Source organism: Streptomyces sp. P17 (genome assembly GCF_032436805.1).
Lineage (GTDB): Bacteria > Actinomycetota > Actinomycetes > Streptomycetales > Streptomycetaceae > Streptomyces.
The window spans coordinates 18,583-42,259 of sequence record NZ_JAVRBF010000003.1; the positions used below are offsets into that span (position 1 = coordinate 18,583).

At 71.9% G+C, this 23,677-nt stretch carries 18 protein-coding genes and 1 pseudogene; 9 read left to right on the top strand and 10 right to left on the bottom strand.

The window, feature by feature from the left end:
• Positions 1–71 precede the first annotated feature (71 nt).
• Positions 72–2,513 (top strand): glycoside hydrolase family 3 C-terminal domain-containing protein, encoded by a 2,442-nt coding sequence (locus RMT89_RS02275; protein WP_315882192.1) that lies wholly within the window; start codon positions 72–74, stop codon positions 2,511–2,513.
• A gap of 260 nt (positions 2,514–2,773) precedes the next feature.
• Here RMT89_RS02275 and RMT89_RS02280 read toward each other — a convergent pair whose 3' ends face one another.
• On the bottom strand, positions 2,774–4,114 hold the full coding sequence (locus tag RMT89_RS02280; RefSeq protein ID WP_399497463.1) for an ROK family protein: 1,341 nt from the start codon (positions 4,112–4,114) through the stop codon (positions 2,774–2,776).
• Between the two features lie 158 nt (positions 4,115–4,272).
• Between RMT89_RS02280 and RMT89_RS02285 the strand changes: the two genes are divergently transcribed.
• The 4 genes from RMT89_RS02285 to RMT89_RS02300 are packed head-to-tail and all read left to right on the top strand — an operon-like array spanning position 4,273 to position 8,870.
• A complete protein-coding gene (locus tag RMT89_RS02285) occupies positions 4,273–5,589 on the top strand; it encodes a sugar ABC transporter substrate-binding protein (RefSeq protein ID WP_315882193.1) in 1,317 nt (438 codons plus the stop codon).
• A gap of 14 nt (positions 5,590–5,603) precedes the next feature.
• Positions 5,604–6,599, top strand: coding sequence for a sugar ABC transporter permease (locus RMT89_RS02290; RefSeq protein ID WP_315882194.1), 996 nt, complete (start codon positions 5,604–5,606; stop codon positions 6,597–6,599).
• Between the two features lie 28 nt (positions 6,600–6,627).
• Entirely contained in the window at positions 6,628–7,467 is an 840-nt protein-coding gene (locus tag RMT89_RS02295; protein ID WP_315882359.1) for a carbohydrate ABC transporter permease, read from the top strand.
• 47 nt (positions 7,468–7,514) lie between these two features.
• Complete coding sequence (locus tag RMT89_RS02300) at positions 7,515–8,870, top strand: GH1 family beta-glucosidase (RefSeq protein WP_315882195.1); 1,356 nt, start codon at positions 7,515–7,517, stop codon at positions 8,868–8,870.
• Between the two features lie 6 nt (positions 8,871–8,876).
• Here RMT89_RS02300 and RMT89_RS02305 read toward each other — a convergent pair whose 3' ends face one another.
• Positions 8,877–9,896 carry a LacI family DNA-binding transcriptional regulator gene (locus RMT89_RS02305; RefSeq protein WP_315882196.1) on the bottom strand — a complete coding sequence of 340 codons (1,020 nt, stop codon included), beginning with the start codon at positions 9,894–9,896 and terminating at the stop codon, positions 8,877–8,879.
• A 435-nt stretch (positions 9,897–10,331) separates the two neighbouring features.
• On the opposite strand from RMT89_RS02305, the gene RMT89_RS45830 reads away from it, so the two are divergent.
• Positions 10,332–10,667 carry a hypothetical protein gene (locus tag RMT89_RS45830; protein WP_399497503.1) on the top strand — a complete coding sequence of 112 codons (336 nt, stop codon included), beginning with the start codon at positions 10,332–10,334 and terminating at the stop codon, positions 10,665–10,667.
• A 271-nt stretch (positions 10,668–10,938) separates the two neighbouring features.
• Positions 10,939–12,990: a phosphocholine-specific phospholipase C gene (locus RMT89_RS02310; RefSeq protein WP_315882197.1), complete on the top strand. Its 2,052-nt coding sequence runs from the start codon at positions 10,939–10,941 to the stop codon at positions 12,988–12,990.
• Positions 12,991–12,996: 6 nt separating this feature from the next.
• Here the strand turns inward: RMT89_RS02310 and RMT89_RS02315 are convergent, their stop codons facing one another.
• Both RMT89_RS02315 and RMT89_RS02320 read right to left on the bottom strand, forming a co-directional pair.
• Positions 12,997–13,971 carry a hypothetical protein gene (locus tag RMT89_RS02315; protein WP_315882198.1) on the bottom strand — a complete coding sequence of 325 codons (975 nt, stop codon included), beginning with the start codon at positions 13,969–13,971 and terminating at the stop codon, positions 12,997–12,999.
• Positions 13,968–14,777, bottom strand: a complete 810-nt coding sequence (locus tag RMT89_RS02320; RefSeq protein WP_315882199.1) for a phosphatase PAP2 family protein — start codon at positions 14,775–14,777, stop codon at positions 13,968–13,970. Before RMT89_RS02320 ends, RMT89_RS02315 begins: the two co-directional genes overlap by 4 nt.
• A gap of 224 nt (positions 14,778–15,001) precedes the next feature.
• Between RMT89_RS02320 and RMT89_RS02325 the strand changes: the two genes are divergently transcribed.
• Positions 15,002–15,616, top strand: a complete 615-nt coding sequence (locus tag RMT89_RS02325) for a TetR/AcrR family transcriptional regulator C-terminal ligand-binding domain-containing protein (protein ID WP_315882200.1) — start codon at positions 15,002–15,004, stop codon at positions 15,614–15,616.
• Positions 15,617–15,760: 144 nt separating this feature from the next.
• Here the strand turns inward: RMT89_RS02325 and RMT89_RS02330 are convergent, their stop codons facing one another.
• Positions 15,761–16,753, bottom strand: coding sequence for a DUF2510 domain-containing protein (locus RMT89_RS02330; protein ID WP_315882201.1), 993 nt, complete (start codon positions 16,751–16,753; stop codon positions 15,761–15,763).
• 184 nt (positions 16,754–16,937) lie between these two features.
• On the opposite strand from RMT89_RS02330, the gene RMT89_RS02335 reads away from it, so the two are divergent.
• Complete coding sequence (locus tag RMT89_RS02335; protein WP_315882202.1) at positions 16,938–19,622, top strand: AAA family ATPase; 2,685 nt, start codon at positions 16,938–16,940, stop codon at positions 19,620–19,622.
• Here the strand turns inward: RMT89_RS02335 and RMT89_RS02340 are convergent.
• The 5 genes and pseudogenes from RMT89_RS02340 to pcaH all read right to left on the bottom strand — a co-directional run.
• Positions 19,623–19,847: pseudogene (locus tag RMT89_RS02340) on the bottom strand (3-oxoacyl-ACP reductase); the annotation flags it as partial.
• On the bottom strand, positions 19,810–20,964 hold the full coding sequence (pcaD, locus tag RMT89_RS02345) for a 3-oxoadipate enol-lactonase (protein WP_315882203.1): 1,155 nt from the start codon (positions 20,962–20,964) through the stop codon (positions 19,810–19,812). The pseudogene RMT89_RS02340 and the gene pcaD, both read right to left, overlap by 38 nt.
• Positions 20,961–22,274, bottom strand: coding sequence for a 3-carboxy-cis,cis-muconate cycloisomerase (gene pcaB, locus RMT89_RS02350; protein ID WP_315882204.1), 1,314 nt, complete (start codon positions 22,272–22,274; stop codon positions 20,961–20,963). Before pcaB ends, pcaD begins: the two co-directional genes overlap by 4 nt.
• On the bottom strand, positions 22,271–22,876 hold the full coding sequence (pcaG, locus tag RMT89_RS02355; RefSeq protein WP_315882205.1) for a protocatechuate 3,4-dioxygenase subunit alpha: 606 nt from the start codon (positions 22,874–22,876) through the stop codon (positions 22,271–22,273). Before pcaG ends, pcaB begins: the two co-directional genes overlap by 4 nt.
• Positions 22,877–22,882: 6 nt before the next feature.
• Positions 22,883–23,656 carry a protocatechuate 3,4-dioxygenase subunit beta gene (gene pcaH / locus RMT89_RS02360; RefSeq protein ID WP_315882206.1) on the bottom strand — a complete coding sequence of 258 codons (774 nt, stop codon included), beginning with the start codon at positions 23,654–23,656 and terminating at the stop codon, positions 22,883–22,885.
• Positions 23,657–23,677 lie beyond the last annotated feature (21 nt).

The window sequence follows — 23,677 nt, forward strand, 5'->3', positions numbered from 1 at the left end:
CACCCGCTCCGCACGGGTGCCGCCCGGCCCCTTCCGCTGGAAGGTGCAAGGGGAAGGAAATGATGGTGGGAATGGCGGGACTGGACGACGAGACTCTCGATCGGCTCATCGACAGGCTGAGCCTCGAACAGAAGGTGCGCCTGCTCAGCGGCGCGACGACCTGGCGCACCGCCGGTGAAGCCGCGATCGGGCTGCGGGAGATGGTGGCCTCGGACGGGCCCGCCGGGGTACGCGGCGAGGCATGGGACGAGCGGCGTACCTCGGCCCTGCTGCCCTCCGCCTCCGCTCTGGGCGCGATGTGGGACGAGGAACTGGTCGAGCGGCTCGGTGGCCTGCTCGCCACCGAGGCCGCCCGCAAGGGCGTCGACGTGGTCCTGGCCCCCACGCTCAACCTCCATCGGAGCCCGCTGAGCGGACGGCACTTCGAGTGCTTCTCCGAGGACCCGGAACTGACCGGCCGTACCGGGGCCGCGCTCATCCGGGGCATCCAGGCTCTCGGGGTGGCGGCCACCGCCAAGCACTACGTCGGCAACGACTCCGAGACCGACCGGCTGACCGCCGACGTCCGGGCGTCCGAACGCACCCTGCGCGAGGTGTATCTCGCGCCTTTCGAGGCGGCCGTGGAGGCCGGAGTGTGGCTGGTGATGGCGGGCTACAACGCCGTCTGCGGTACCACCATGACGGCCAGCCCGCTGCTGGCGGAACCCCTCAAGGGGGAATGGGGGTTCGACGGGGTCGCCGTCTCCGACTGGGCGGCCGTGCGCACCACCGAGGACACCGGTCGCGCCGCCCTCGACCTGGCGATGCCGGGCCCGGACAGCCCGTGGGGCGCCTTGCTGGTGCGGGCGGTGAAGGACGGCCAGGTCGCCGAGCCGGCGGTCGACGAGAAGGTGCGGCGGCTGCTCCGGCTCGCCGGCCGCGTGGGTGCGCTGGAGCCGCATCGCCCGCCCCGGGTGCCGTGGGCGGTGTCCCGCGACACCCGGGCGCTGCTGCGCCGCGCCGTCAGTGCCGGTTCGGTGCTGCTACGCAACGCCGGCGTGTTGCCGCTGGATGCCGGCGGGCTGTCCACCGTCGCGGTCATCGGGGTGCATGCGGCGGTCCCGCGCGTCCAGGGCGGCGGCAGCGCGGGCGTCTTCTGCTCTGACGTGGTCACCCCGCTGGCCGGGGTCCGGGCCCGGCTGCGGGGGCGGGCCCGGGTGGTGTACGAGCCGGGCCCCGCCTCGGGGGGCCCGCCGGCTCCGCTCGACACCGCCTTGTGCAGCGACCCGCGGTCGGGCGCCCCCGGCGTGCTGCTGCGGGTGCTGGACGCGGCGGGGCGGGAGCTGTGCGCGGAGCACCGGCTCTCGGGCCGGCAGCTGGAGCCGGAACTGCCGCCGGGCGCGCACACGGTGGAGATCGGTGCGGTGCTGCATCCCCGTCAGCCGGGAGAGTGGACGTTCGGTGTCGGAGGCTTCGGACGCATGACGCTCACCGTCGGCGACCGCACGCTCCTGGACGGGGAGTTCCCCGGTGACACGGACGACCCGGCCGTGGTCCACGTCAACCCGCCCGTGCACACGGCACGGACGGTACTGACCGCGAAGCGGCCCGTGCAGGTGGTGGCACGGCGCGAACTGGTACCCGGCCGCGGACGCGCCACCGTCGTCACCGCGGCGCCACCGGAACCGGACCCGGCGGCCGCCCTGGAGGACGCGGTGCGGGCGGCCCGGGACGCCGACGCCGCGATCGTGGTCGTCGGCACCACCGAGCACAGTGAGACCGAAGGGTACGACCGCACCGGACTGGCGCTCGGAGGGCACCAGGACGAGCTGGTCCGCGCGGTGGCCGCCGCGAATCCGCGCACGGTCGTGGTCGTCAACAGCGGCGGCCCCGTCGAGCTGCCCTGGCACGAGGAAGCCGGTGCCGTGCTGCTCGCCTGGTTCCCGGGGCAGGAGGCCGGCGCGGGGCTGGCCGACGTCCTGTTCGGCCTCGCCGAACCCGGCGGCCGGCTCCCGACGACCTGGGCGGCGTCCCTGGCGGAGGCTCCCGTCACCCGCGTCCGGCCGGTCGACGGACGGCTCGACTACGCCGAGGGCCTGCACATCGGCCACCGGGCGTGGCTGCGTGCCGGGTGTGAGCCCGCCTACTGGTTCGGCCACGGACTCGGCTACACGACGTGGGAGTACGGCGCTGTGGAGGCCCCCGCGCATGTCACGGCCGGCGAGCCCTTCACCGTTCGGGTGACGGTGCGCAACACCGGCGTCCGCGCCGGGCGCGAGGTCGTACAGGTCTATCTCGCCCGCCCCGATTCGGCCGTGGAGCGTCCCGTGCGCTGGTTCGCCGGATACGCGGCTGTCCGGGCGGAAGCGGGCCGGACGGCGAGTGCCGAGGTGGTGGTGGGGCCGCGCGCCGTGCGGCACTGGTCGGAGGGGGACGGCGGCTGGTCCACGGAGCCCGGCCCGTACCGGCTTCTGGTGGGCGGGTCGGCGGGGGACGCGCGGTGGGCGGGGACGGTCACGGTCAGCGGTTGTTGACGGGTGGGGCGGTGCGGGTAGCGCGTTCGCCGGGTGTTGGCGCTGACCGGGGACCTCGTGTGGTGGAGATGGCAACTCCCCGCACGTCGGCCTGCGGCTGACGCCTGGGCAGCACGTCTCGGGGCCCGCGGTGGGGCTGCGCCGAGTCCGTGGCGCAGGACCCAAGGTCTGGGCGTCGGGTCCCTCTCCCAGCGGCGGGCACCGCAGTGCACCGGCCGGTCCGGCTGCCCCGGAGCACGCAGCCGTGCGGAAGGCGCCGCTCACCGCGCCGAGCGCTCCCGCAGGGCCGTCCGCCACGCCGGGTCCGGTTCCACCGGTTCGGCCTGCTCGGGTCGGCCGCCACGCGCGAAGAAGTCGGCGAGCGGCAGGATGGCCGCGCCCACGGTGACGGCGTCCGGTCCCATGGTGCCGAGGTCGATGCGGACGCGGGCGGCGGGGTGGTTCAGGGCGTACGAGGTGGCGTGGGCCGTCACCGCGTCCAGGAAGCGCCGGCCGAGCTGCAGCCCGGCCCAGCCGCCGACCAGGATGCGTTCGGGCTGGAAGAGGTTGATCAGGTCGGAGAAGCCCGCGCCGAGATACTCGGCGGTCTCCTCGAGGACGGCCAGAGCCGTGGCATCGGGTTGCGGGCCGCTCCCCGTTCCGTCCGGGTACGCGGCCGCGAGCATCGCGGTGAGCGCGGTCTCCTCGTCCGCGCCCGCGGGCGGCTGTCCTCCCGCCTCCGCCCAGCGCTGGAGCAGCGCCTCCGCGCCCGCGTACGCCTCCAGACAACCCTGGGCGCCGCAGCGGCACCGGCGTCCGCGCACCCGCACCGTCAGATGCCCCCACTCCACGGCGCGGCCCGGACTCAGGTCGTCGCTGACGACGCAGGCGCCGACGCCGGAGCCGAAGAGCACTACCGCCGCGCTCCGCGCGCCCCGGCCGGCGCCGAACCACATCTCCGCCTGGCCCAGCGTCCTGGCGCCGTTGTCGATGTAGTACGGCACGGTGTCGGGCAGGATCCGGGACTCGCGCAGCAGCCGTTCCAGGGGGACGGCGTCCCAGCCGATCGTCTGGCCGTGCACGACGGCGCCGTCCTGCGGGGTCCTGGCGACGATGCCCGGTACCCCGATCCCGACTCCGACCAGCCGCTCCGCCGCGACGCCGGCTTCCCCCAGCACTTCGGGGATGCCCTCGCGCAGATGCGTCACGACGACCCCGACGTCGTAGCGGTCGAGGCGGCGCGGGCATCCGGTCTCCAGTGGCTTCTCGATCCGGGCCAGTTCGGTGAGGGCGAGGTCGAAGAGTTCGATGCGCACCCTGGTCTCGCCGATGTCGATGCCGATCAGGTAACCGCTGCGCGCGCTGATGCGCAGCAGAGTGCGGGGGCGGCCGCCGGCCGAGTCGACGCTGCCGGCCTCCTCCACCAGGCCCTCGGTGACCAGTTCGGAGACCACGTTGCTCACCGAGCCCGAACTCAGCCCGGTGGCCGGCCCCAGCGAGAACCGGCTGAGCGGCCCGTCGAAATACAACCGTTGCAATACCGCGGTGCGGTTCTCCCGCCGCAGGTCACGCACCGTACGGCCGCTGCGCATCTTCACCGTGTCCTCCTCATTCCGCATCATGACCGCAACTTACCTGTGGCGGAGCCCTTGACGCGCCCTTCGATTGACTCTTAACTCACATCCTAAATTAAGCCGTGGGGGCTTCAGGGAACGCGGAGGGTCGCTCCGGCGCCCGCCTCCGCGGGCGACCCCGTCACTTCCCGGAAGGCCTCTGAGTCATGCGCAGAATCAGAGCGGCAGCCGTCGGTGCTGTCACCCTCTCGCTCGCCCTCGCCGCGACCGCCTGCGGCGGCGGATCCACGGGCTCGGAAGGGTCCAACGAGCAGCCGAAGACCCTCACCTACTGGGCCTCCAACCAGGGAGCGAGCCTGGAGGTCGACAAGAAGGTCCTCCGGCCGGAGCTCGACAAGTTCGAGAAGCAGACCGGGATCAAGGTGAAGCTCGAGGTCGTCCCCTGGTCGGACCTGCTCAACCGCATCCTCACCGCCACCACCTCCGGTCAGGGCCCCGACGTCCTGAACATCGGCAACACCTGGAGCGCCTCGCTGCAGTCCAGTGGCGCACTGCTGCCGTGGGACGAGAAGAACTTCGCGGCGGTCGGCGGCAGGGACCGCTTCGTGGAGTCCGCCCTCGGCTCCACGGGTGTCCAGGGCCAGGACCCGGCCGCCGTGCCGCTGTACTCGATGGCGTACGCGCTCTACTACAACAAGAAGATGTTCGCCGAGGCCGGTATCGACAAGCCGCCGGCCACCTGGGACGAACTGGTCGCCACCGGCAAGAAGCTGTCCAAGGACGGCAAGTGGGCGCTCGGCGCCGAGGGGTCCAACCTGTCGAACAACATCCACCAGGTGTTCGTCCTGGGCAAGCAGCACGGCGCGGACTTCTTCACCCCCGACGGCAAGGCCGACTTCACCTCCGACGGGGCCGTCGCCGCCGTGAAGCAGTACGTCGACCTGATGGCCAAGGACAAGATCATCGCGCCGGGCAACGCCGAGTACGCCCAGAACCAGTCCCTGAGCGACTTCGCCAAGGACAAGACGGCCATGGTGCTGTGGCAGACCGCGTCGGCCACCTTCAAGGCCCAGGGCATGAACGACGACGAGTGGGGCGTCGCCCCCGCCCCCGTGCAGTCCGGCAGGCCCGGTGCCGGCCAGGCCACCAACTCGATGGTCGCCGGCATCAACATGGCCGTGTTCAAGAACACCAAGAACATCGACGGCGCGAAGAAGTTCGTGAAGTTCATGACCAGCGACGAGGAGCAGGTCGTCCTCAACAAGGCGTACGGCTCCATCCCGCCGGTCAAGGCCGCCCAGCAGGACCCGGCCTTCGGCGCCCCCGCGCTCGCCGTGCTTCGGGACACGCTCGCCACCAGCGCCACCGCACTTCCGCAGGTCCCCGAGGAGTCCCAGTTCGAGACCCTCGTCGGCACCGCGGTCAAGGAACTCTTCGCCGACGCCGCCGCGGGGCGGCCGGTGACCACCGAGTCGGTGCGGGCCAGGCTCGAAAAGGCCCAGCAGCAGATGCCCACGAAGTGAGTACGGACACCACCATGACCACCACCGCTGCCCTGGACACAGGCGAGCGGACGGCACGGAAGAACGACCCCGGAGCGGCACCGCGCAGGCGCCGTTCCGGGCGGCTGCGCCGTATCGGACTGCCGTATCTGCTGCTGTTGCCCGCCCTGATCCTCGTACTGCTGGTCCACCTGGTGCCGATGGTGATCGGCATCGCCGTCAGCTTCAAGGAGCTCACCCAGTTCTACATCCGCGACTGGGGCACCGCTCCCTGGACCGGGTTCGACAACTACTCCCTCGCGGTCGACTTCAACGCCCCCGTCGGCGAGGCGCTGCTGAAGTCCTTCCTCACCACCTGCCTGTTCACCGTGCTCTCGGTCGGGCTGTGCTGGCTGCTCGGCGCGGCCGCCGCCATCTTCATGCAGGAGAGCTTCCGCGGCCGCGGCTTCCTGCGCACGCTGTTCCTCGTCCCGTACGCGCTGCCCGTCTACGCCGCCGTCATCACCTGGGCGTTCATGTTCCAGCGCGACAACGGCCTGATCAACCAGGTCCTGTACGACCAGCTGGGGCTCACCGACAGCCCGCCGTTCTGGCTGATCGGCGACAACAGCTTCATCGCCCTGCTCGTGGTCTCGGTCTGGAAGGGCTGGCCCTTCGCCTTCCTGATCATGATGGCCGGGCTGCAGAACATCCCCCGGGAGATCTACGAAGCCGCGGCCCTCGACGGAGCCGGGGTCTGGCAGCAGGTGCGCCGCATCACGCTGCCGTCGCTGCGCCCGGTCAACCAGGTGCTCGTCCTGGTGCTGTTCCTGTGGACGTTCAACGACTTCAACACCCCCTTCGTCCTCTTCGGTGAGGCGGCACCCGAGTCCGCAAACCTCATCTCGCTGCACATCTACCAGTCCTCGTTCCAGACCTGGAACTTCGGGACCGGTTCCGCGATGTCGGTCCTGCTGCTGCTGTTCCTGCTCGTGGTGACGGGTGCCTACCTCATGCTCACGTCCCGAGGAAGGAGGGCCACCGATGCCTAGCCAGTCCCGGCGTCAGGTCCGCTCCCCGATGGCCGCCCCGCAATCCTTCCTGTGGAGCCGGCGGATCTTCCTGACGCTCCTCGCCGGCTTCGTGCTGCTGCCGGTGTACGTCATGATCTCCAGCTCGCTCAAGCCGCTCGAGGACGTGTCCGGCACGTTCCAGTGGATCCCCTCCGGTCTCACCGTCCGCCCGTACTTCGACATCTGGGAGACGGTGCCGCTGGCCGACTACTTCATGAATTCGCTGATCGTGGCGGGCGCGGCGACCGTCTGCTCCGTCACCATCGCCGTGTTCGCCGCGTACGCGGTCAGCCGCTACTCCTTCCGCGGCAAGCGCGTCTTCACGGTGACGGTGCTGTCGACCCAGATGTTCCCCGGCATCCTGTTCCTCCTGCCGCTGTTCCTCATCTACGTCAACATCGGCAACGCCACCGGCATCGCGCTGTTCGGCTCCCGCGGCGGACTGATCCTCACCTACCTCACCTTCTCGCTGCCCTTCTCCATCTGGATGCTGATGGGGTACTTCGAGTCCGTGCCCAGAGACCTCGACGAGGCGGCCAAGGTGGACGGCTGCGGGCCCGTCGGAGCCCTCTTCCGCGTCATCGTCCCCGCCGCGATCCCGGGCATCGTCGCCGTCGCCGTCTACGCGTTCATGACCGCCTGGGGCGAGGTCCTGTTCGCCTCCGTCATGACCAACGACACCACCCGCACCCTCGCCGTCGGGCTCCAGGGCTACTCCACCCAGAACGACGTGTACTGGAACCAGATCATGGCCGCCTCACTCGTCGTCAGCCTGCCCGTCGTCGCCGGCTTCCTGCTCCTGCAGCGCTACCTCGTCGCCGGTCTCACCGCCGGCGCCGTCAAGTGACCGCCGGACAGTACCGCCGCCCCACGACCATCCCAGAGAGGCTCTCTGTGTCCGACTCGCTCGACCTCGCCGCCTTCCCCGCCGACTTCACCTGGGGCACGGCCACCTCCGCCTACCAGATCGAGGGGGCCGCCGCCGAGGACGGCCGGTCCCCGTCGATCTGGGACACCTTCTCCCACACCCCCGGCAAGGTGGACAACGACGACCACGGCGACGTGGCCTGCGACCACTACCACCGGTGGCCCGAGGACATCGCGCTGATGAAGCGGCTCGGCACCGACGCCTACCGCATGTCCATCGCCTGGCCCCGCGTCATGCCCGCCGGTGACGGACCGGTCAACGCGCCCGGCCTCGACTTCTACGACCGCCTCGTCGACGCCCTCCTCACGGCCGGCATCACCCCCAACATCACCCTCTACCACTGGGACCTCCCCCAGGCCCTCCAGGACCGCGGCGGCTGGACCGTACGCGACACCGCCGAACACCTCGCCGCCTACGCCTCCGTGGTGGCAGAACGGCTCGGTGACCGGGTCACCCGGTGGGCCACCCTCAACGAACCCCTGTGCTCCGCCTGGATCGGCCACCTCGAGGGCCGAATGGCTCCCGGCCTGACCGACCTGACCGCCGCCGTGCAGGCCTCGTACCACCTGCTGCTCGCCCACGGCCTGGCCACCCGGGCGATCCGCGCGGCCGTCCCCGGCGCACAGGTCGGACTGGTCACCAACCACTCCACCGTCGAGGCAGCGTCCACCCGTCCCGAGGACATCGCGGCGGCCACCCGCATGGACGGCCACATCAACCGCTGGTGGCTCGACCCGGTGTACGGCCGGGGCTTCCCCGCCGACCTGCGCGAGCTGTACGGCGTCGAACTCCCGGAACGGCCCGGCGACCTGGACACGATCGCCGCACCGCTGGACTGGCACGGCCTCAACTACTACTTCCCGGCGACCGTCACCGACGACCCCAGGGGCCCGGTGCCGTACGCCCGCGAGATCCGGGTGCCCGACGTGCCCCGCACCGGCATGGACTGGCAGATCGACGCCGACGGCCTTGAGGCCCTGCTGCTGCGGCTCACCGACGACTACGGGGTCCGCGAGCTGTACGTCACCGAGAACGGCTCCGCGTTCCCGGACACCGTGTCGCCCGAGGGCACCGTCCACGACCCCGACCGGGCCCGCTACCTGGAGCAGCACGTGAGTGCCTGCGCCCGGGCGGTCCGCAAGGGCGCACCGCTGGCCGGCTACTACGCCTGGTCCCTGCTCGACAACTTCGAGTGGGCCTACGGCTACGACAAGCGATTCGGCCTCGTCCACGTCGACTACGAGACGCAGACCCGCACCCTCAAGACAAGTGGCCGGCGGTACGCGGACATCATCCGCGCCCACCGGCAGATGCGCCCCTGACCCAGGTCAGGCGGACTCGCGTACGACCAGTTCCGGGGCGAAGACGAGGGTGCGAGGTTCGGCAGGGGTGCCCTGGACCTGCTCGCCGAGCATTCTGGCCATGGCCGCCGCCATCTCCTCCACCGGCTGGCGCACGGTGGTGAGCGGCGGCCGGCACGTCACGGCGATGCTCGAGTCGTCGAACCCGACGACGGCGACGTCCTCCGGTATGCGCCTGCCCAGTTCCCGCAGGACTTGGCAGGCGCCCTGGGCCATCAGGTCGTTGGCCGCGAACACGCCGTCCACCTCGGGGTGGTCCCGCAGCAGCGTGGCCATGGCCGTCGTCCCGCTGTCGAGGGAGAAGGCACCCTCGGCCAGCGGAGGGGTGTCGTGTCCGGCGCGTGCCAGGGCGTCGCGGAACCCGGCGAGTCGTTCCTGGCCGGCCCTGAGATCCGGCGGGGCGCTGATCACCGCGATACGGCGGCAGCCGCGAGCCAGGAGGTGCTCCCCGGCCAGGCGTCCTCCCGCGTAGTGGTCCAGATCGACACAACTGACCGGCGCCGTATGGGTCGGACGTGCGAACAGCACCGTGGGGACGCCCGCGGCCAGGAGCATGCCCGGCAGGGGGTCGTCCGGTTGCACGGAGACCACCAGGGCGCCGTCGGCACTGCCCTGCCGCACGTAGTCGACCACCTGCGTCCTGGCCGTCTCCGACTCGGCGAACAGCAGCACCGGCTGCATCGTGCGTGCCCGGAGATACCCCACGACGCCGTTGACGACGCGACCGAAGAACGGGTCTGCGAACACGCGCCCGGCGAAAGCGTCGCCTGCGCCGGAGACGATGAGGGCCAGGGCCCCGGTGCGTCGGGTGACCAGCGCCCTCGCCGCTCGGTTCGGCGCGTAGCCGGTCCGTTCGATCGCGCTGCGGACCAGGGCCTGGATGTCGGGGTCGACATTACGCACACCGTTCACGACCCGCGACACAGTGGCGCGGGAGACCCCCGCCTCCCGCGCGACATCCTCCAGCGTTGGGGCCTGCCTGTGCATGCGGGAACTCTAACGCCGGGCACTCACGCGGGCACAGGGCGCCCGAGGTGGTGCCGGCGAAGCCGGGAGCACGCCCGGACGATGGCGTCCCGCCGGGTGGTGTAGCCGATCAACGGACCGGAACTCGCAGGTCGCGCCGGGTACTTCGACCGGCTGAGGCACTCCCCGCGCCTGACCGGGCCACTTCGCGTGCCGCGCCAACGGAGAGATCATCGCGAGCCAGGTACCGGAAGGCGAAGCGCATGATCGCTTACACCACCTCGCGGGACGCGACCGCCCGGACCAGCGGGAGGCGGCGTCAGTCACCGGCCGGCGGCGGTGCTTCGACGGGCTGCCAGTCGTCCAGGAAGGCCAGTGCGCCGTCCGTGATGCGGTAGACGTCCAGGCTGGGCTTACCGATTGAAAGGGCCACGGTGACGCCGTGCTCACACAGTCATCGAGTCCACCACCCGGCGGGGCGGGCAGATCTGCGATCCGGCGGTCGGCAGGAAGCGGCTCGCGTGGGAAGAATTCAATGAACAGTTCGCCGGCATCACGGTCGTGGTGCGCGAACGTCCTGATCATTCCTGGCTGAGAACGTTCCCCCCGCTTGCTCAATTCGTACGCGCGTCCGTGCCTTACCGCTTCGCTCAGCCTTGCGCCGACCGCTGTACGTCATCTTCTGCTGGGCGTCATGCTGCAACTGATCAGCTCCGGCACGGTCCTGAAGAGCCCGGCCGCCGCGCTCCCTCTGGTGGCCCTTCCGGCAGGAGTACGGCGGCCTGCGCCTGATCTCGCTCGAAGGCAGCCGCCCCGACACCACCCCCGAGGAACTGGACCGAGCCCTCGCCCACCACGCCGGTGCACGTCACGCGCGCATTCAGCGTCTCTCCCACCCCACCCCCGGCTCATGAACCCCGGCACCACCCGTACCGCCGACTTTCACACAGCCGCCACCAGACCCTTCCCTGACGTTTGGTGCTCTTGGAACACTCCTTCCGCGCACAATCCGTCAAACAGAACCGACCGGTCGAACACCCTCAAGGGGAGAGGTCCCTCACCCATGCCCGAAGTCAACCGGCGTAGATTCCTTCAACTCGCGGGCGCCACCTCGGCGTTCACCGCGCTGTCGAGCAGCATTCAGCGGGCCGCCGCCATCCCGGCGAACCACCGCACGGGGTCGATCGAAGACGTCGAGCACATCGTCGTCCTGATGCAGGAGAACCGTTCGTTCGACCACTACTTCGGCAAGCTGAGGGGCGTCCGCGGCTTCGGCGACCCGCACCCGGTGACGCTGGACAGCGGCAAGTCGGTGTGGCACCAGTCCGACGGCACCAAGGACCTGCTGCCCTTCCACCCCACCGCCGAGGACCTCGGCATGCAGTTCCTGGAGGGCCTGCCGCACGGCTGGACCGATGGACAAGTCGCCTACAACAAGGGCAAGTACGACAAGTGGATCCCCGCCAAGGGCACCACGACCATGGCGTACCTGAACCGCGAGGACATCCCCTTCCACTACGCCCTCGCCGACGCGTTCACCATCTGCGACGCCTACCACTGCTCCTTCATCGGCTCCACCGACCCGAACCGCTACTACCTGTGGACGGGGTACACGGGCAACGACGGCACGGGCGGCGGCCCCGTCCTCGGCAACGACGAACTCGGCTACGGCTGGACGACCTACCCGGAGCGGCTCGAAGCGGCCGGTATCTCCTGGAAGATCTACCAGGACATCGGCGACGGACTCGACGCCGCCGGCTCCTGGGGCTGGATCGACGACGCCTACCGCGGCAACTACGGCGACAACTCCCTGCTGTACTTCAACAAGTACCGCAACGCCCAGCCCGGCGAGCCCTGGTTCGACAAGGCCCGCACCGGCACCGACGTCAAGAACGGCGACGGCTACTTCGACCAGCTGAAGGCCGACGTCAAGGCCGGAAGGCTGCCGCAGATCTCCTGGATCGCCGCCCCCGAGGCCTTCTCCGAGCACTCCAACTGGCCCTCCAACTACGGCGCCTGGTACATCGCCCAGGTCCTGGACGCCCTCACTTCCAACCCGGAGGTCTGGTCGAAGACGGCCCTGTTCGTCACGTACGACGAGAACGACGGCTTCTTCGACCACCTGGTGCCGCCGCTCCCGCCGAAGGACGCCTCGCAGGGCAAGTCCACCGTCGATGTCTCGCTCGACCTCTACCCGGGCGACAGCCGGCGCCCGGCCGGCCCCTACGGCCTCGGCCCGCGGGTGCCGATGCTGGTCGTCTCGCCGTGGAGCACGGGCGGTTACGTCTGCTCCGAGACCCTCGACCACACCTCGATCCTGCAGTTCATGGAGCGCCGCTTCGGCGTCAAGGAGACCAATGTCTCCCCGTGGCGCAGGGCCGTGTGCGGTGACCTGACCTCGGCCTTCGACTTCTCCCGCAAGGACAGCCGCCCGGCCGCGCTGCCGGAGACGGACGAGTACGAGCCGCAGGACCGCGAGCGGCACCCCGACTACCGGCCGACGCCCCCGGCCGACCCGGACATGCCCCGCCAGGAGCGCGGTCTGCGCCCCGCCCGCCCGCTGAAGTACGCCCCGTCCGTGGACGGCTCGGTGGACGCGGCGGCCGGCAGGATCACGCTGGCCTTCGCCTCCGGCGCCAAGGCGGGCGCCGCCTTCCTGGTGAGGTCCGGCAACCGCGCCGACGGGCCGTGGACGTACACCACCGAGGCCGGCAAGAGCATCGCGGACACCTGGAACTCGGCGTACTCGAACGGCTCGTACGACCTGACCGTGCACGGCCCGAACGGCTTCCTGCGCGTCTTCAGGGGTCCGAACAAGACGGCGGGACCCGAGGTCACCGCGCGCCACACCGGTGACGACATCCAGCTCACCTTCACCAACAAGGGCTCCGGCACCGTCCGGCTCAAGGTCACCAGCGGCTACGGCGGCTCTGCGCGCACCTTCACCGTGCGCCCCGGCGCCACCGTCCGGCACACCGCGGACCTGACGGCGAGCCGCCGCTGGTACGACCTGACCGTCACCTCCGACGCCGACCCGGCGTTCCTGCGGAGGTTCGCCGGTCACGTCGAGAACGGACGTCCCGGGGTGAGCGACCCGGCGATGATCGTCGAGTAGCGAGGCTCAGAGCGGCGTGAGGTGCCCCGGCGACGGCTGCCGGGGCACCAGCGTCCGTGCGACCGACACCGTGCCCGGCACCAGCGCCGGTTCGACCGACGCCGTCCCCGGCTCCAGTGCCAGTACCGCGGCGACGGGGTGGTCCTCCTCCGGGGCCGCGGGCTGCGGTGCGACCCGGGTGAGCAGGATGACGCCCCGGGCCGCGAGGCCCGCGCCCGCCAGCGCGAGCAGGACCCCGGCCGCGCCGCCCTGCAGCCGCTCGCCGAGCAGGACCAGGCCGATGAGCGCGGCGGCCACCGGATTGGTCAGGGTCACCACCGCGAGCGGGGCGTCCAGACCGTCGCGGTAGGCGGTCTGGGACAGGAAGAGACCGCCCACCGCGAGGGCGGCGACGAGCAGCGCCACCCCGATCACCTGCACGCTGAGCAGCGGGCCCGAGCGGTCCGTCGCGGCCACGGTGACGGTCTGGGTGAGGGCCGAGGCGACTCCGGAGGCGAAGCCGGACGCGGTCGCGTGCCGCAGCCCCGGCCGGGTCCCGGGCCGCGCCAGCAGACCGATCAGCACGGCCGTGGTCCCGGCGACGGCCAGCGCCTCGGGGGTGCTGAGGACGTCGTCGGGGGCGGGCCCCGAGGCCGTGACGAGGATCGCGGCCAGACCGAGCAGCGTGAGCGCGGTGCCCCGCCACTCCGCGGCGCTGACCTTGCGGCCCGCGACCCGCGCGCCGAGCGGAACGGCCGCGACCAGGGTGAGCGCGCCGAGCGGCTGGACCACGGTCAGCGGTCCGTACTTCAGCGCCACGACATGCAGCAGCGCGGCGGAGCCGTTGAGCGCCACGGATGCCCACCAGGCACCGGAGACCAGCAGGCGCACGAGCCCGGTCTCGGGGGCCCGGGAGGCGAGGCGCTCCTGGGCGACGGCGGCGGCCGCGTAGGCGACGGCCGAGAACAGGGACAGCACTACGGCGAGCAGTGTGGCGTTCATCGGCCCGCTCCCACGAGGGTCGGTTCTTCGACAGGTACTTCGGCCGGTACGAGGTGTTCGGTGCCGCGTCCCGCGGTGGTCCGGGTGCGGTGCGGCGGGGGGATCACGGCGAGCGCGAGACCGAGCAGAGCGGTCGCCACGATCGCGTCGAGCCAGTAGTGGTTGGCCGTCCCCACGATCACCAGCAGGGTCAGCAGCGGGTGGAGCAGCCACAGCCGGCGCCAGCGCGACCGGGTGGCGACGATCAGCCCGATCGCCACCATCAGGGCCCAGCCGAAGTGCAGCGAGGGCATCGCGGCGAACTGGTTCGACAGTTGGTCGCTGGAGGGCGGGCCGTACACCGAGGGGCCGTAGACCCGGGCGGTGTCGATCAGGCCGGTCGCTTCGAGCATGCGCGGCGGGGCCAGCGGGAAGAGCAGATGGCCGACCAGGGCGACGGCGGTGACGGTGGCCAGGACCCGGCGGGCCCACACATAGTGCGCGGGGCGCCGCAGATAGAGCCAGACCAGGAAGGCCGCGGTGGCCGGGAAGCGGACGGTCGCGTAGTAGGTGTTCGCGACACGGACCAGGGTGTCGCCGTGCAGCAGCACCGACTGCACCGCGCTCTCGTCGGGCAGCCGGAGGGTCCGCTCCAGGTCCCACACCCGGTCCGCGTTGCTGAAGGCCTCGCCGGTGCGGCCGGTGGCCAGCTGCCGGCCGAACTTGTAGACGAGGAAGAGCCCTGCGACGAGCAGGAGCTCACGGACGAGCGGCGGACGCGCTAGCGCGTCCGACTCGGCTTCTGCAGGCTCGGTGCGGGCATTCATTCCCCCGGCCCTTTCGCTGACGGTGGTGCGTGGGTGGTGCGGACGGCGGCCCGCAGGGCTTGTGACCCCGCGGACGCGCCGAACTCATCGATACGGGTAGGTACCGAAACGACACTGTACCGATACGGCAGTGTACCGATACGGTCGGGTACCGGTACACTGGCGTACCGATAGACATAGGCCACACTGGGAAGCACGCACCCGCCGAGCGAGGAGAAGAGCCGATGACGTCGCAGGCCGCGGACGGACCGGAGACGGTCGCCGCCTCGCGCCGCTCCAAGATCACGCCCGAGCGTGAGAAGGAGTTCTTCGACGCCGTCCTCGACCAGATCCGTGAGTGCGGCTACGACGCCGTCACCATGGAGGGCATCGCCACCAGCACGCGATGCAGCAAGTCCACGCTCTACCGGCAGTGGAAGACCAAGCCCCAGTTCGTCGCGGCGGCCCTGCGTTCCAGCCGCTGCCCGCGCTTCGCCGGCATCGACACCGGCACGCTCGCGGGCGACCTGCGCGCGGCCGGGCGGGCGGCGGGCGACTCGTACGGCGACACCACGATCCTGCTCCAGGCCTTCGGGCACGCGGTCACCCAGGACCGCGAGCTCCAGCAGGCGCTGCGCGAGGCGCTCGTCGAACCCGAGCTCGCCGCGCTCCGGGCCATCCTCCAGCGCGGGGTCGAGCGCGGTGAGATCGCCGCCGACCATCCCGCGCTGCCGTACGTCGCCGCGCAGATCTTCGGCGTGCTGCGCGCCCGGCCGGTCCTGGAGGGCGAGTTCGCGGACCCCGACTACCTGCTCCGCTTCGTGGAGGCCGCCGTGCTGCCCGCACTGGGATTGACATGAGAAGACTCAGGCCGCCGTCCACGGGATGACTGGACGGTGACCTGGACGCGCCGCACCGTGGGGACGGGGGCGGCGCGCACCCCCGGCCGGGTGCAGCACCTCTTGAGCGGAGAGGTGCTCCACCCGGCCGTCTGCTGTGAGGGCTCAGACGTCCTGGCCGTTGCCGCCGCCGGACGCCACCTTGATGCCCTTCGTTATTTCATCGATCACGGACTGCTGCTCCCCGACGTCGACACCGAAGCGGACCACCACGATCTGACCGGAGTCCGCGGGGGAGGGGAAGGCCAGCGACTCGACATAGCCGTCGGCGCCCTTGCTGGTGACCGCCTTCCAGCGCACCAGATAGCCCTTCTGCCCCGCGACCGTCACCGCCTTGGAGGCCAGCACCTCGTGCGAGGTGATCTCGCCGTACCCCTCGCCGTAGGACTGCTGGGCGTTCTCCTTGATGTCCGCCTTCGCGACCTCCTCGGCGGTGGTGCCCGTGGTGCCGAGCACGCGCGCGGGGGCCGAGTAGGCGCCGCCCTTGGTGCAGTTCTGGGAGGTGTCCCCAGGGCACTTGTAGGACTCCTCCGAGGTCACCGACGCGCCCACGGTGATCTCCTGGCCGTACCAGCCGTCCGGCACCGGCAGGCTGATCCCGCTGATCGAGTCGGTCACCGAGCCGCTCTCGATCCGGGGTGCCTCGGATCCCTCCGGCGACGGGGACGGGGACTGTCCCCCGGAACCGCCGGAGTCGCCGAAGGGGTCGTCCTGTCCACCGGGGCCGCCCGGCCCGCCCTGACCGCCGGGACTCGGCCGGGAGTTGGCGGTGCCGCCGTCCGAACCCCCGCTGTCGGCCAGCGCGTACACGCCCACACCGATGCTCGCGAGGACCGCGGCGGCCACCGCCACGGCTATGCCCGTACGCAATCCGCGCCGCTGACCGCCGGGCGGCGGCGTGGGATACGCCGGATAGGCCGGGTATGCCGGCTGTGTCCCGGCGGCCGGCGACGGCGCCGGCGGACCCCATGCGGCGGCCGATCCCGCGGGGCGGGTCTGGTCCGTCCATGCTCTGCCGTCCCACCAGCGCTCGGTGGCGGGACCGTCACTTGTCTGCCCCGGGTCGGGATACCACCCGGGAGGAGTCACCTGCGTCATGGCCCCACCGTATGAGGCAACGGTGAAAACCGTATGAGAGGGGCCCGGACCACCGTCCTGTCATCCTGCCGCACGCACCGTCACCCATGTCGGCAACAGCTGACCGGACCGCCCTCCAAGCGGACAGCCGGAGGGCTACGCTCAAGGCCTGTACGTCGTTCGGGCGACTTGGGGAGGTAGCGGGATGACGGAGGTACGGCCCACGGCGGCCGCCTCGGCTTCCCTGTGGGAGCGCGACGCCGAAGTCGCCGCCGTCGTACGGGCGGTGGACACCCTGAGCGCCGACCGTTCCTCCTCCGGCAGCCTGTTGGTGATCCGGGGCGAGGCGGGCCTCGGCAAGACCGCCCTGCTGGCCGAGACCCGGCGGATCGCCGAGGCGCGCGGCTGCCATGTGTGGTCCGCCCGCGGCGGCGAGACCCTGAGGTCCGTCCCCTTCAATGTGGTCCGGCAGTTGCTCCAGCCGGCGCTGGTGTCGCTGCTGCCGGAGGAGGCCCGCGAGTACTTCGGCGACTGGTACGACATCGCCGGACCCGCCCTCGGCATAGCGAACCCCGGGGACCGGCGGCCCGACCCGCAGGGCGTGTGCGACGGTCTGGTCACCGCCGTACGGCGACTGGCGCGGCGCGACTGGCCGCTGGTGCTGCTCATCGACGACGCCCACTGGGCCGACCAGGAGACCCTGCGCTGGCTCGCCGCCTTCGCCGAGCGCCTCGATGACCTGTCCGTGCTGGTCGTGGTGGCCCGCAGGCCCGGCGACGTCCGGGGCGAGAGCGCCCGGCACCTCGATGCCGTGGCCGCAGCCGCGAGCCGACCCGTCACCAACCTCAGCGCGCTGACCCCGGACGCCACCGCGGGCCTCACCCGCGCCACCGTCGGCGGCCACGCCGACGCCGCGTTCTGCCGCGAGGTCTGGGCCGTCACCGCCGGAAACCCCTACGAGACCGTCGAGCTCCTCGCCAAGGTGCAGGACAGCGAGATGGAACCGGTCGAGTCCTCCGCGGCCGAACTGCGCGCCCTGAACCGCTCGGCCCGCGGCGGCGGACTCGTCGCCCGCCTGGAGGGACTCGGCATCGAGGCCACCCGGTTCGCCTGGGCGGCCGCCATCCTCGGCGCCGGGATCACCGTCGACCTGGTCGCCGAGCTCGCCACCATGGGCCACGACGACGCGGTGCGCTGCGCCGAACTCCTGCGCAGCGCCCGTATCCTCACCACACCCGACCCGGCCTCGGTCCCGGTGAAGGAGGGCGACCTGGAGTTCGTCCACCCGCTGATCGCCACCGCCGTCTACAACTCCATCCCGCCCGCCCTGTGCACCGCCATGCACGGCATCGCCGCCCGCGTGGTCACCGCCTCCGGGCGCGGGGCGGCGGCCGCCTCCCGCCATCTCCTGGAGGTCCACCCCGACGACGACGCGGAACTCGTCGGGCAGTTGCGCGAGGCCGCCGCCGAACATCTCGCCGTCGGCGCCCCGGACGCGGCCCGCAGCTGTCTGGAACGCGCCCTGCGAGAACCGCCGCGGCCCGAGGTCCACGCCCATGTCCTGTACGAACTGGGCTGCGCCGCACTGCTGACCGCACCGGCCACCACCATCGGCCATCTGCGGACCGCGCTCGCCATGCCCGGCCTCGACGGCGCCGAACGCGTCGACGCCGTCTACCGCCTCTCCCAGGCCCTGCTCCACAACGACCAGTTGGAGGAGGCGGTGCGCACCGTCGAGGCGGAAGCCGCCCGGCACGCGCACGGACCGGCCAGATTGCGGCTCCAGGCCGTGCAGTACATGTGGGAGGGCATCCACGCGGGCGAGGCGACCTCACCCGGACGCTCCGAACGGCTCGCGGAACTCGCCTCCACCTGCACCGGCCGCGACAACTCCGAGCGCGCCCTGATCATCCTGCGCGGCTTCGACGCCATGACACACGGGGAGAACGCCGAGGAGGTCGTCGAGCTGTGCGACCGCGCCCTCGTCAACGGCCGCCTCGCCCCCGGGCTCGGCTGGACCGACACCGAGTGGGGTGTCGAGATCCTGATGATGCTGGCCAGTTCGTACACCTACGCCGACCGGCTCGACCGCGCCGAGAGCATGTTCACGGAGGCCCTGCGCACCTACGAGTCGGCGGGCTGGAGCGGCGGCCATCTCGCCCTGGCGCACGCCTTCCTCGGCTTCGCGTACCGCCGGCGCGGCCGCCTGAGGGAGGCCGAGACCGCACTGCGCGAGTCCCTGCGGCTCGCCGAGCGCGTCGGCCGCGGACTGCCGCTGTACTGGTCCGCCAGCTGCAACCTCGTCGACACGCTGCTGGCCCGCGGCCATACCGACCAGGCCTGGGAGGTCGCCGAACAGTACGGCTTCGCCCCGCCGTACCCGTCCACCATCGTGCTGCCCGACCCACGCTCGGTGCGCGGCCGCCTGCTGCTCGCCGTCGGCCGCACCAAGGACGGCATCAACGAACTGGAGGGGGCCGGGAAGGCGGCCACCGCGCGCGGCCACCACAACCCGGTGCTCGCTCCCTGGGCGCTCGACCTCGCCCGGGCCCTGGCCACCGAGGACCCGCCGCGGGCCGCCCAACTCGCCGCCGACGTCCGCCGGCACGCCGAGCGCTTCGGCACCGACACGGCCATCGGCGAGGCCCTGCGCTGCGCCGCGGCCCTGGAGACCGGCCAGCGCGCGGTCCGGCTCGCCGCCCAGGCGGTCACCTTCCTCGACGCCTCGCCCTGCCAGTACGAACACGCCGCCGCCCGCATCGAGTACGGCATCGCGGCCCGCTCCACCGCGGAACTCCACCGGGGCCTGACGCTGGCCCGGCTGTGCGGCGCCGACGGTCTGGTGGCCAAGGCGGAGGAGATGCTGGCGACGGGAACCGGGCTGGACTGACTAGGCACCCAGCAGCCGGCCGGTCACCGCCGACAGCCGCCTCCGCACCTCCGGGTCGTACGTCGCCTCGTGCGCCCGCGCCGCGGACGTCCCGTCGAAGTAGCCACCGCTGCCCGCCTCCTGGGTGGCCAGGGCCAGCACCCCGGGCGCGCCGTCGGCGACCGTGTTCCAGGGCGTGATGCCGCCCTCACGGACCATCGCGGTGTCCATGAAGGTGGCCGGATGCTTCGTCCTCCTCGGCGAGCACCGGCTGGGCGGCCGCGAACGCCGAGTTCGCCGCCGGCACCCCGCAGTACACGGCCGTCTGCAGCAGCACCGCGCCGATCTCCTCCGGGGTCAGACCATTGCGCCGGGCCGCCCGTACATGCATCGCCAGCTCGTCGTAGTGGCCGTGGGCGACCAGCGCGGTAAGGGTGATCATGCTGCGCTCGCGGCGGCTGAGCGTCGGGTCGGTCCAGATCTCGCCCCAGGCGTAGCGGGAGATGAAGTCCTGGAAGCGCGCGGTGAAGGGCGTCTGCCGGGCCTGGGCCCGGTCCACGTGGGCGTCGCCCAGCACCTTTCGGCGCACCTCCATGCCGCGCGGAGCGCTGCCTCGAAGGTGGGCGCGCAGGGCGGTGAGAACGGCCTCCGGGCACTGCGCGGGCGCCAAATGGGAGGCGCCGGGGATCTCGACGAGCGCGGCACCGGGCACCGTGTCGGCGATCTCCCGCAGATGGGCCGGCGGGGTCGCCGGATCCTCCCGGCCCGCGATCAGCAGCGTCGGCGCGGAGATCTCCGCCAGCCGGTCGCGCAGGTCGAACGCGGCCAGCGCGTCACAGCAGGCCGCGTACGCCTCCGGGTCGGCGTCACGGTGGTCCTGGACGAGCCGCGGCACGGTGAACCCGGCAGTGAACCAACGGGAGTCGGCCGTCCCGGCCAGCTCGGCGAGTCCCTTCGCGCGCACCAGCGCGGCCCGCTCCTCCCACGGCTTCGCCCCGTTGAAGTGGGCCGAGGAGCAGATCACGGCGAGTGACGCCACCCGCTCGGGATGATGTACGGCCAGCTGCAGCCCCACGGCACCGCCCAGCGACACCCCGGCGTACGCGAACCGCTCGATGCCGAGCGAGTCGGCGAGCCGCAGCACCAGGTCGGCGAGGTCACCGACGGTCGCTCCGGGGCCGATCAGCTCCGCCGCCGAGCCCCCGTGCCCGGGCAGGTCCCAACGGACCACCCGATGCCCGATGGACAGCTCGGGCGCGACCGCGTCCCACAGGGCGTACGAGGTGCCCAGCGACGGCCCGAGCAGCAGCGGAGGAGCGGAAGCGGAGCCCTCGATACGGTGGTTGAGCAGTAGGTCGGTCAACGTCGCTCCAGAGCACGGTCGGTGAGGGCAGCGGCGCTGCCGGTGTAGCGGACGGGGTCGGCGAGCTCGTCGAGGCCGAACTCCTGCAACTCGAGCTCCTCGGCGAGGAGTTCGGCAAGGCTCCGGCCCTCGGCGTGAGCGCGCCGGGCCAGCTCGGTGAGCAGCGCCTTGGCACGGGCGCGCCCCAGCACGGGGGCGAGCTCGGCGGACAGCCGCTCCGAGACGATCAACCCGTGGGTGAGATCCAGGTGTTCGCGCATCGCGTCCGCGTGGACCCTGAGTCCCTGGACGAGTTCGGCCGCGTCCCGGGCAGCGCCGCCCGCGAGCCGGAACAACTCGCGCAGCGGCTCCCACTCGGCGTGCCAGGCACCGGCCGGACGCTCGTCCTCGGCGGCCAGCGACCCGTACAGCGTGGCCGCGAGCTGCGGCGCCCGCCGGGCCGCGGCCGCGATCAGCGTGGACCGTACGGGATTCGCCTTGTGGGGCATCGCCGACGAACCGCCGCCACTGCCCTCCGCGAGCTCCGCGATCTCGGTACGGGACAGCGTCAGCACATCCGCCGCGATCTTCCCCAGCGCCCCTGCCGTGAACGCCAGACACCCGGCCAGATCGGCGACCGGGGTGCGCAGGGTGTGCCAGGGCAGCGTCGGCGCCGCGAGCCCGGTCTCCCGGGCATACGCCGCCACCAGCGCGGGCGCGTCCTCGGTGCCGTACGCCGTGAAGGCCGCCAAGGTCCCGGCCGCGCCGCCGAGTTGGGCGGGCAGCAACTCCCGTACGGCGATGACGCGATCCCGGGCGTCCAGCACCAGCGCACGCCAGCCCGCCGCCTTGAGCCCGAACGTCGTCGGTACGGCGTGCTGGGTGAGGGTGCGCCCGGGCAGCGCGGTGTCCCGGTGCTCGGCGGCCAGCCGTGCCAGCGCCGACTCGGTGCGGGCCAGGTCGGCGAGGAGCGGGTCCAGGGCGCGATGGGCGACGAGCATCGTCGCGGTGTCCATGATGTCCTGGCTGGTCGCGCCCCGGTGGACGTACGGGCCGTACTCCTTGCCCACCGCCTCGGTCAGATCGGCGACGAGCGGGATGACCGGGTTGCCTCCGGCGCGGGCGCGCCGTGCGATCGACGGCACGTCGAACCGTCCGACGTCGGCCGCCTCGGTCACCGCCTCGCCCGCCGCGGCCGGGCCCTGGGCGCGGGTCAGCGCGGCCTCGGCGTCGAGCAGGGCCTGCAGATAGGCGGTGTCGCTCGTCGCGGACGCGGCGGCGCAGTCCGCCCACCCGGGGCCGAGCAGACTGTCGGCATCGGCAGAAGTCACTGGAACTCCAGGAAGACCGTTTCGCCTTCGCCCTGAAGGCGGATGTCGAAACGGTAGGTGCCGTGGGGCTCCCGCGCGGCGATCAGCGTGGCGCGTCGCTCCGGATCCACCCGGGACAGCAGGGGATCCGCTGCCAGCGCCGTCTCGTCGCCCGGCAGGTAGATCCGTGTGTACAGGTGCACGAGCAGCCCGCGCGCGAACAGGCACACGCTGAGGTACGGCGCGCTCTGCCCGCGCGCCCCCGGCCGCAGTGTCCGCGCGGTCCAGTGGCCGTTGGCGTCGGTCTGGACGCGTCCCCAGCCGGTGAACTCCACGCCGTTGCGGCCCAGGAAGCCTCCGCTGGCGGGGTCCCGCCGCATGGAACCGTCGACCTGCGGCACACGGCCGTCCGGATCAGGACCCCACAGCTCCAGGAACGCGTCCGGCAGCGGATTGCCCTCGCCGTCGTGGACGTACCCCTGGAGGGCGATCGTGTCCGGGTGGCCGGACGGGGCGATGTCGCCGCCGCCCGGGAAGGGCAGGGCGTGGCCGTAGAAGGGGCCGACGGTGTGGGACGGGGTCGGCAGAACGGTCTCCGGGCGACTGGTGTCGATCTTCGTCATGGCAGGTCAGCGCCCTTCTTCGAGCCAGGTGGCATGCGGGCCGTCGAGCACGATGTCCCAGTGGTAGCCCATGGAGAACTCCGGCACCGACAGGCTGTGGTCGTACGTCGCGATCAGCCGCTGCCGGGCCGCGTCGTCGGTGACGGACTGGATGATCGGGTCGTACGGGAACAGCGGGTCGCTCGGGAAGTACATCTGCGTCACCAGCCGCTGGGTGAACGCCGTTCCGAAGACCGAGAAGTGGATGTGCGCGGGCCGCCAGGCGTTGAGGTGCTGGCGCCAGGGGTACGGGCCCGGCTGGATGGTGGTGAAGGTGTAGCAGCCGCTGTCGTCGGTGAGAGTGCGGCCGACGCCGGTGAAGTTCGGGTCCAGCGGGGCGTCGTGCTGCTCGCGCTGATGGGCGTAGCGGCCCGCCGAGTTGGCCTGCCAGATCTCGACGAGCTGGCCGCGGACCGGGCGGCCGTCCCGGTCGAGGAGGCGGCCGGAGACCGTGATGCGCTCACCGATCGGCTCGCCGTTGTGCTGGCGGGTCAGGTCGTTGTCGATCCCGGTGATGTCCCGCTCCCCGAAGGCGGGCGAGAAGAGCTCCACCAGTTCGGGATCCTTGCTCACGTCGATCGCGATCGGCGGCTGCTTCGGGTGGCGCAGGACGGAGGAGCGGTACGGGGCGTAGTCGCGGCGCGGGTGATGCTCGACGGGGGCGCCGTCGGCGATCCGCTTCTCGTACGCGGCGTGCTCGGCCGCGATCTCCTGGTCGATGTCGTGCTGGGTGAGAGTCATGGGGTTTCCTCGGGGGTCTTA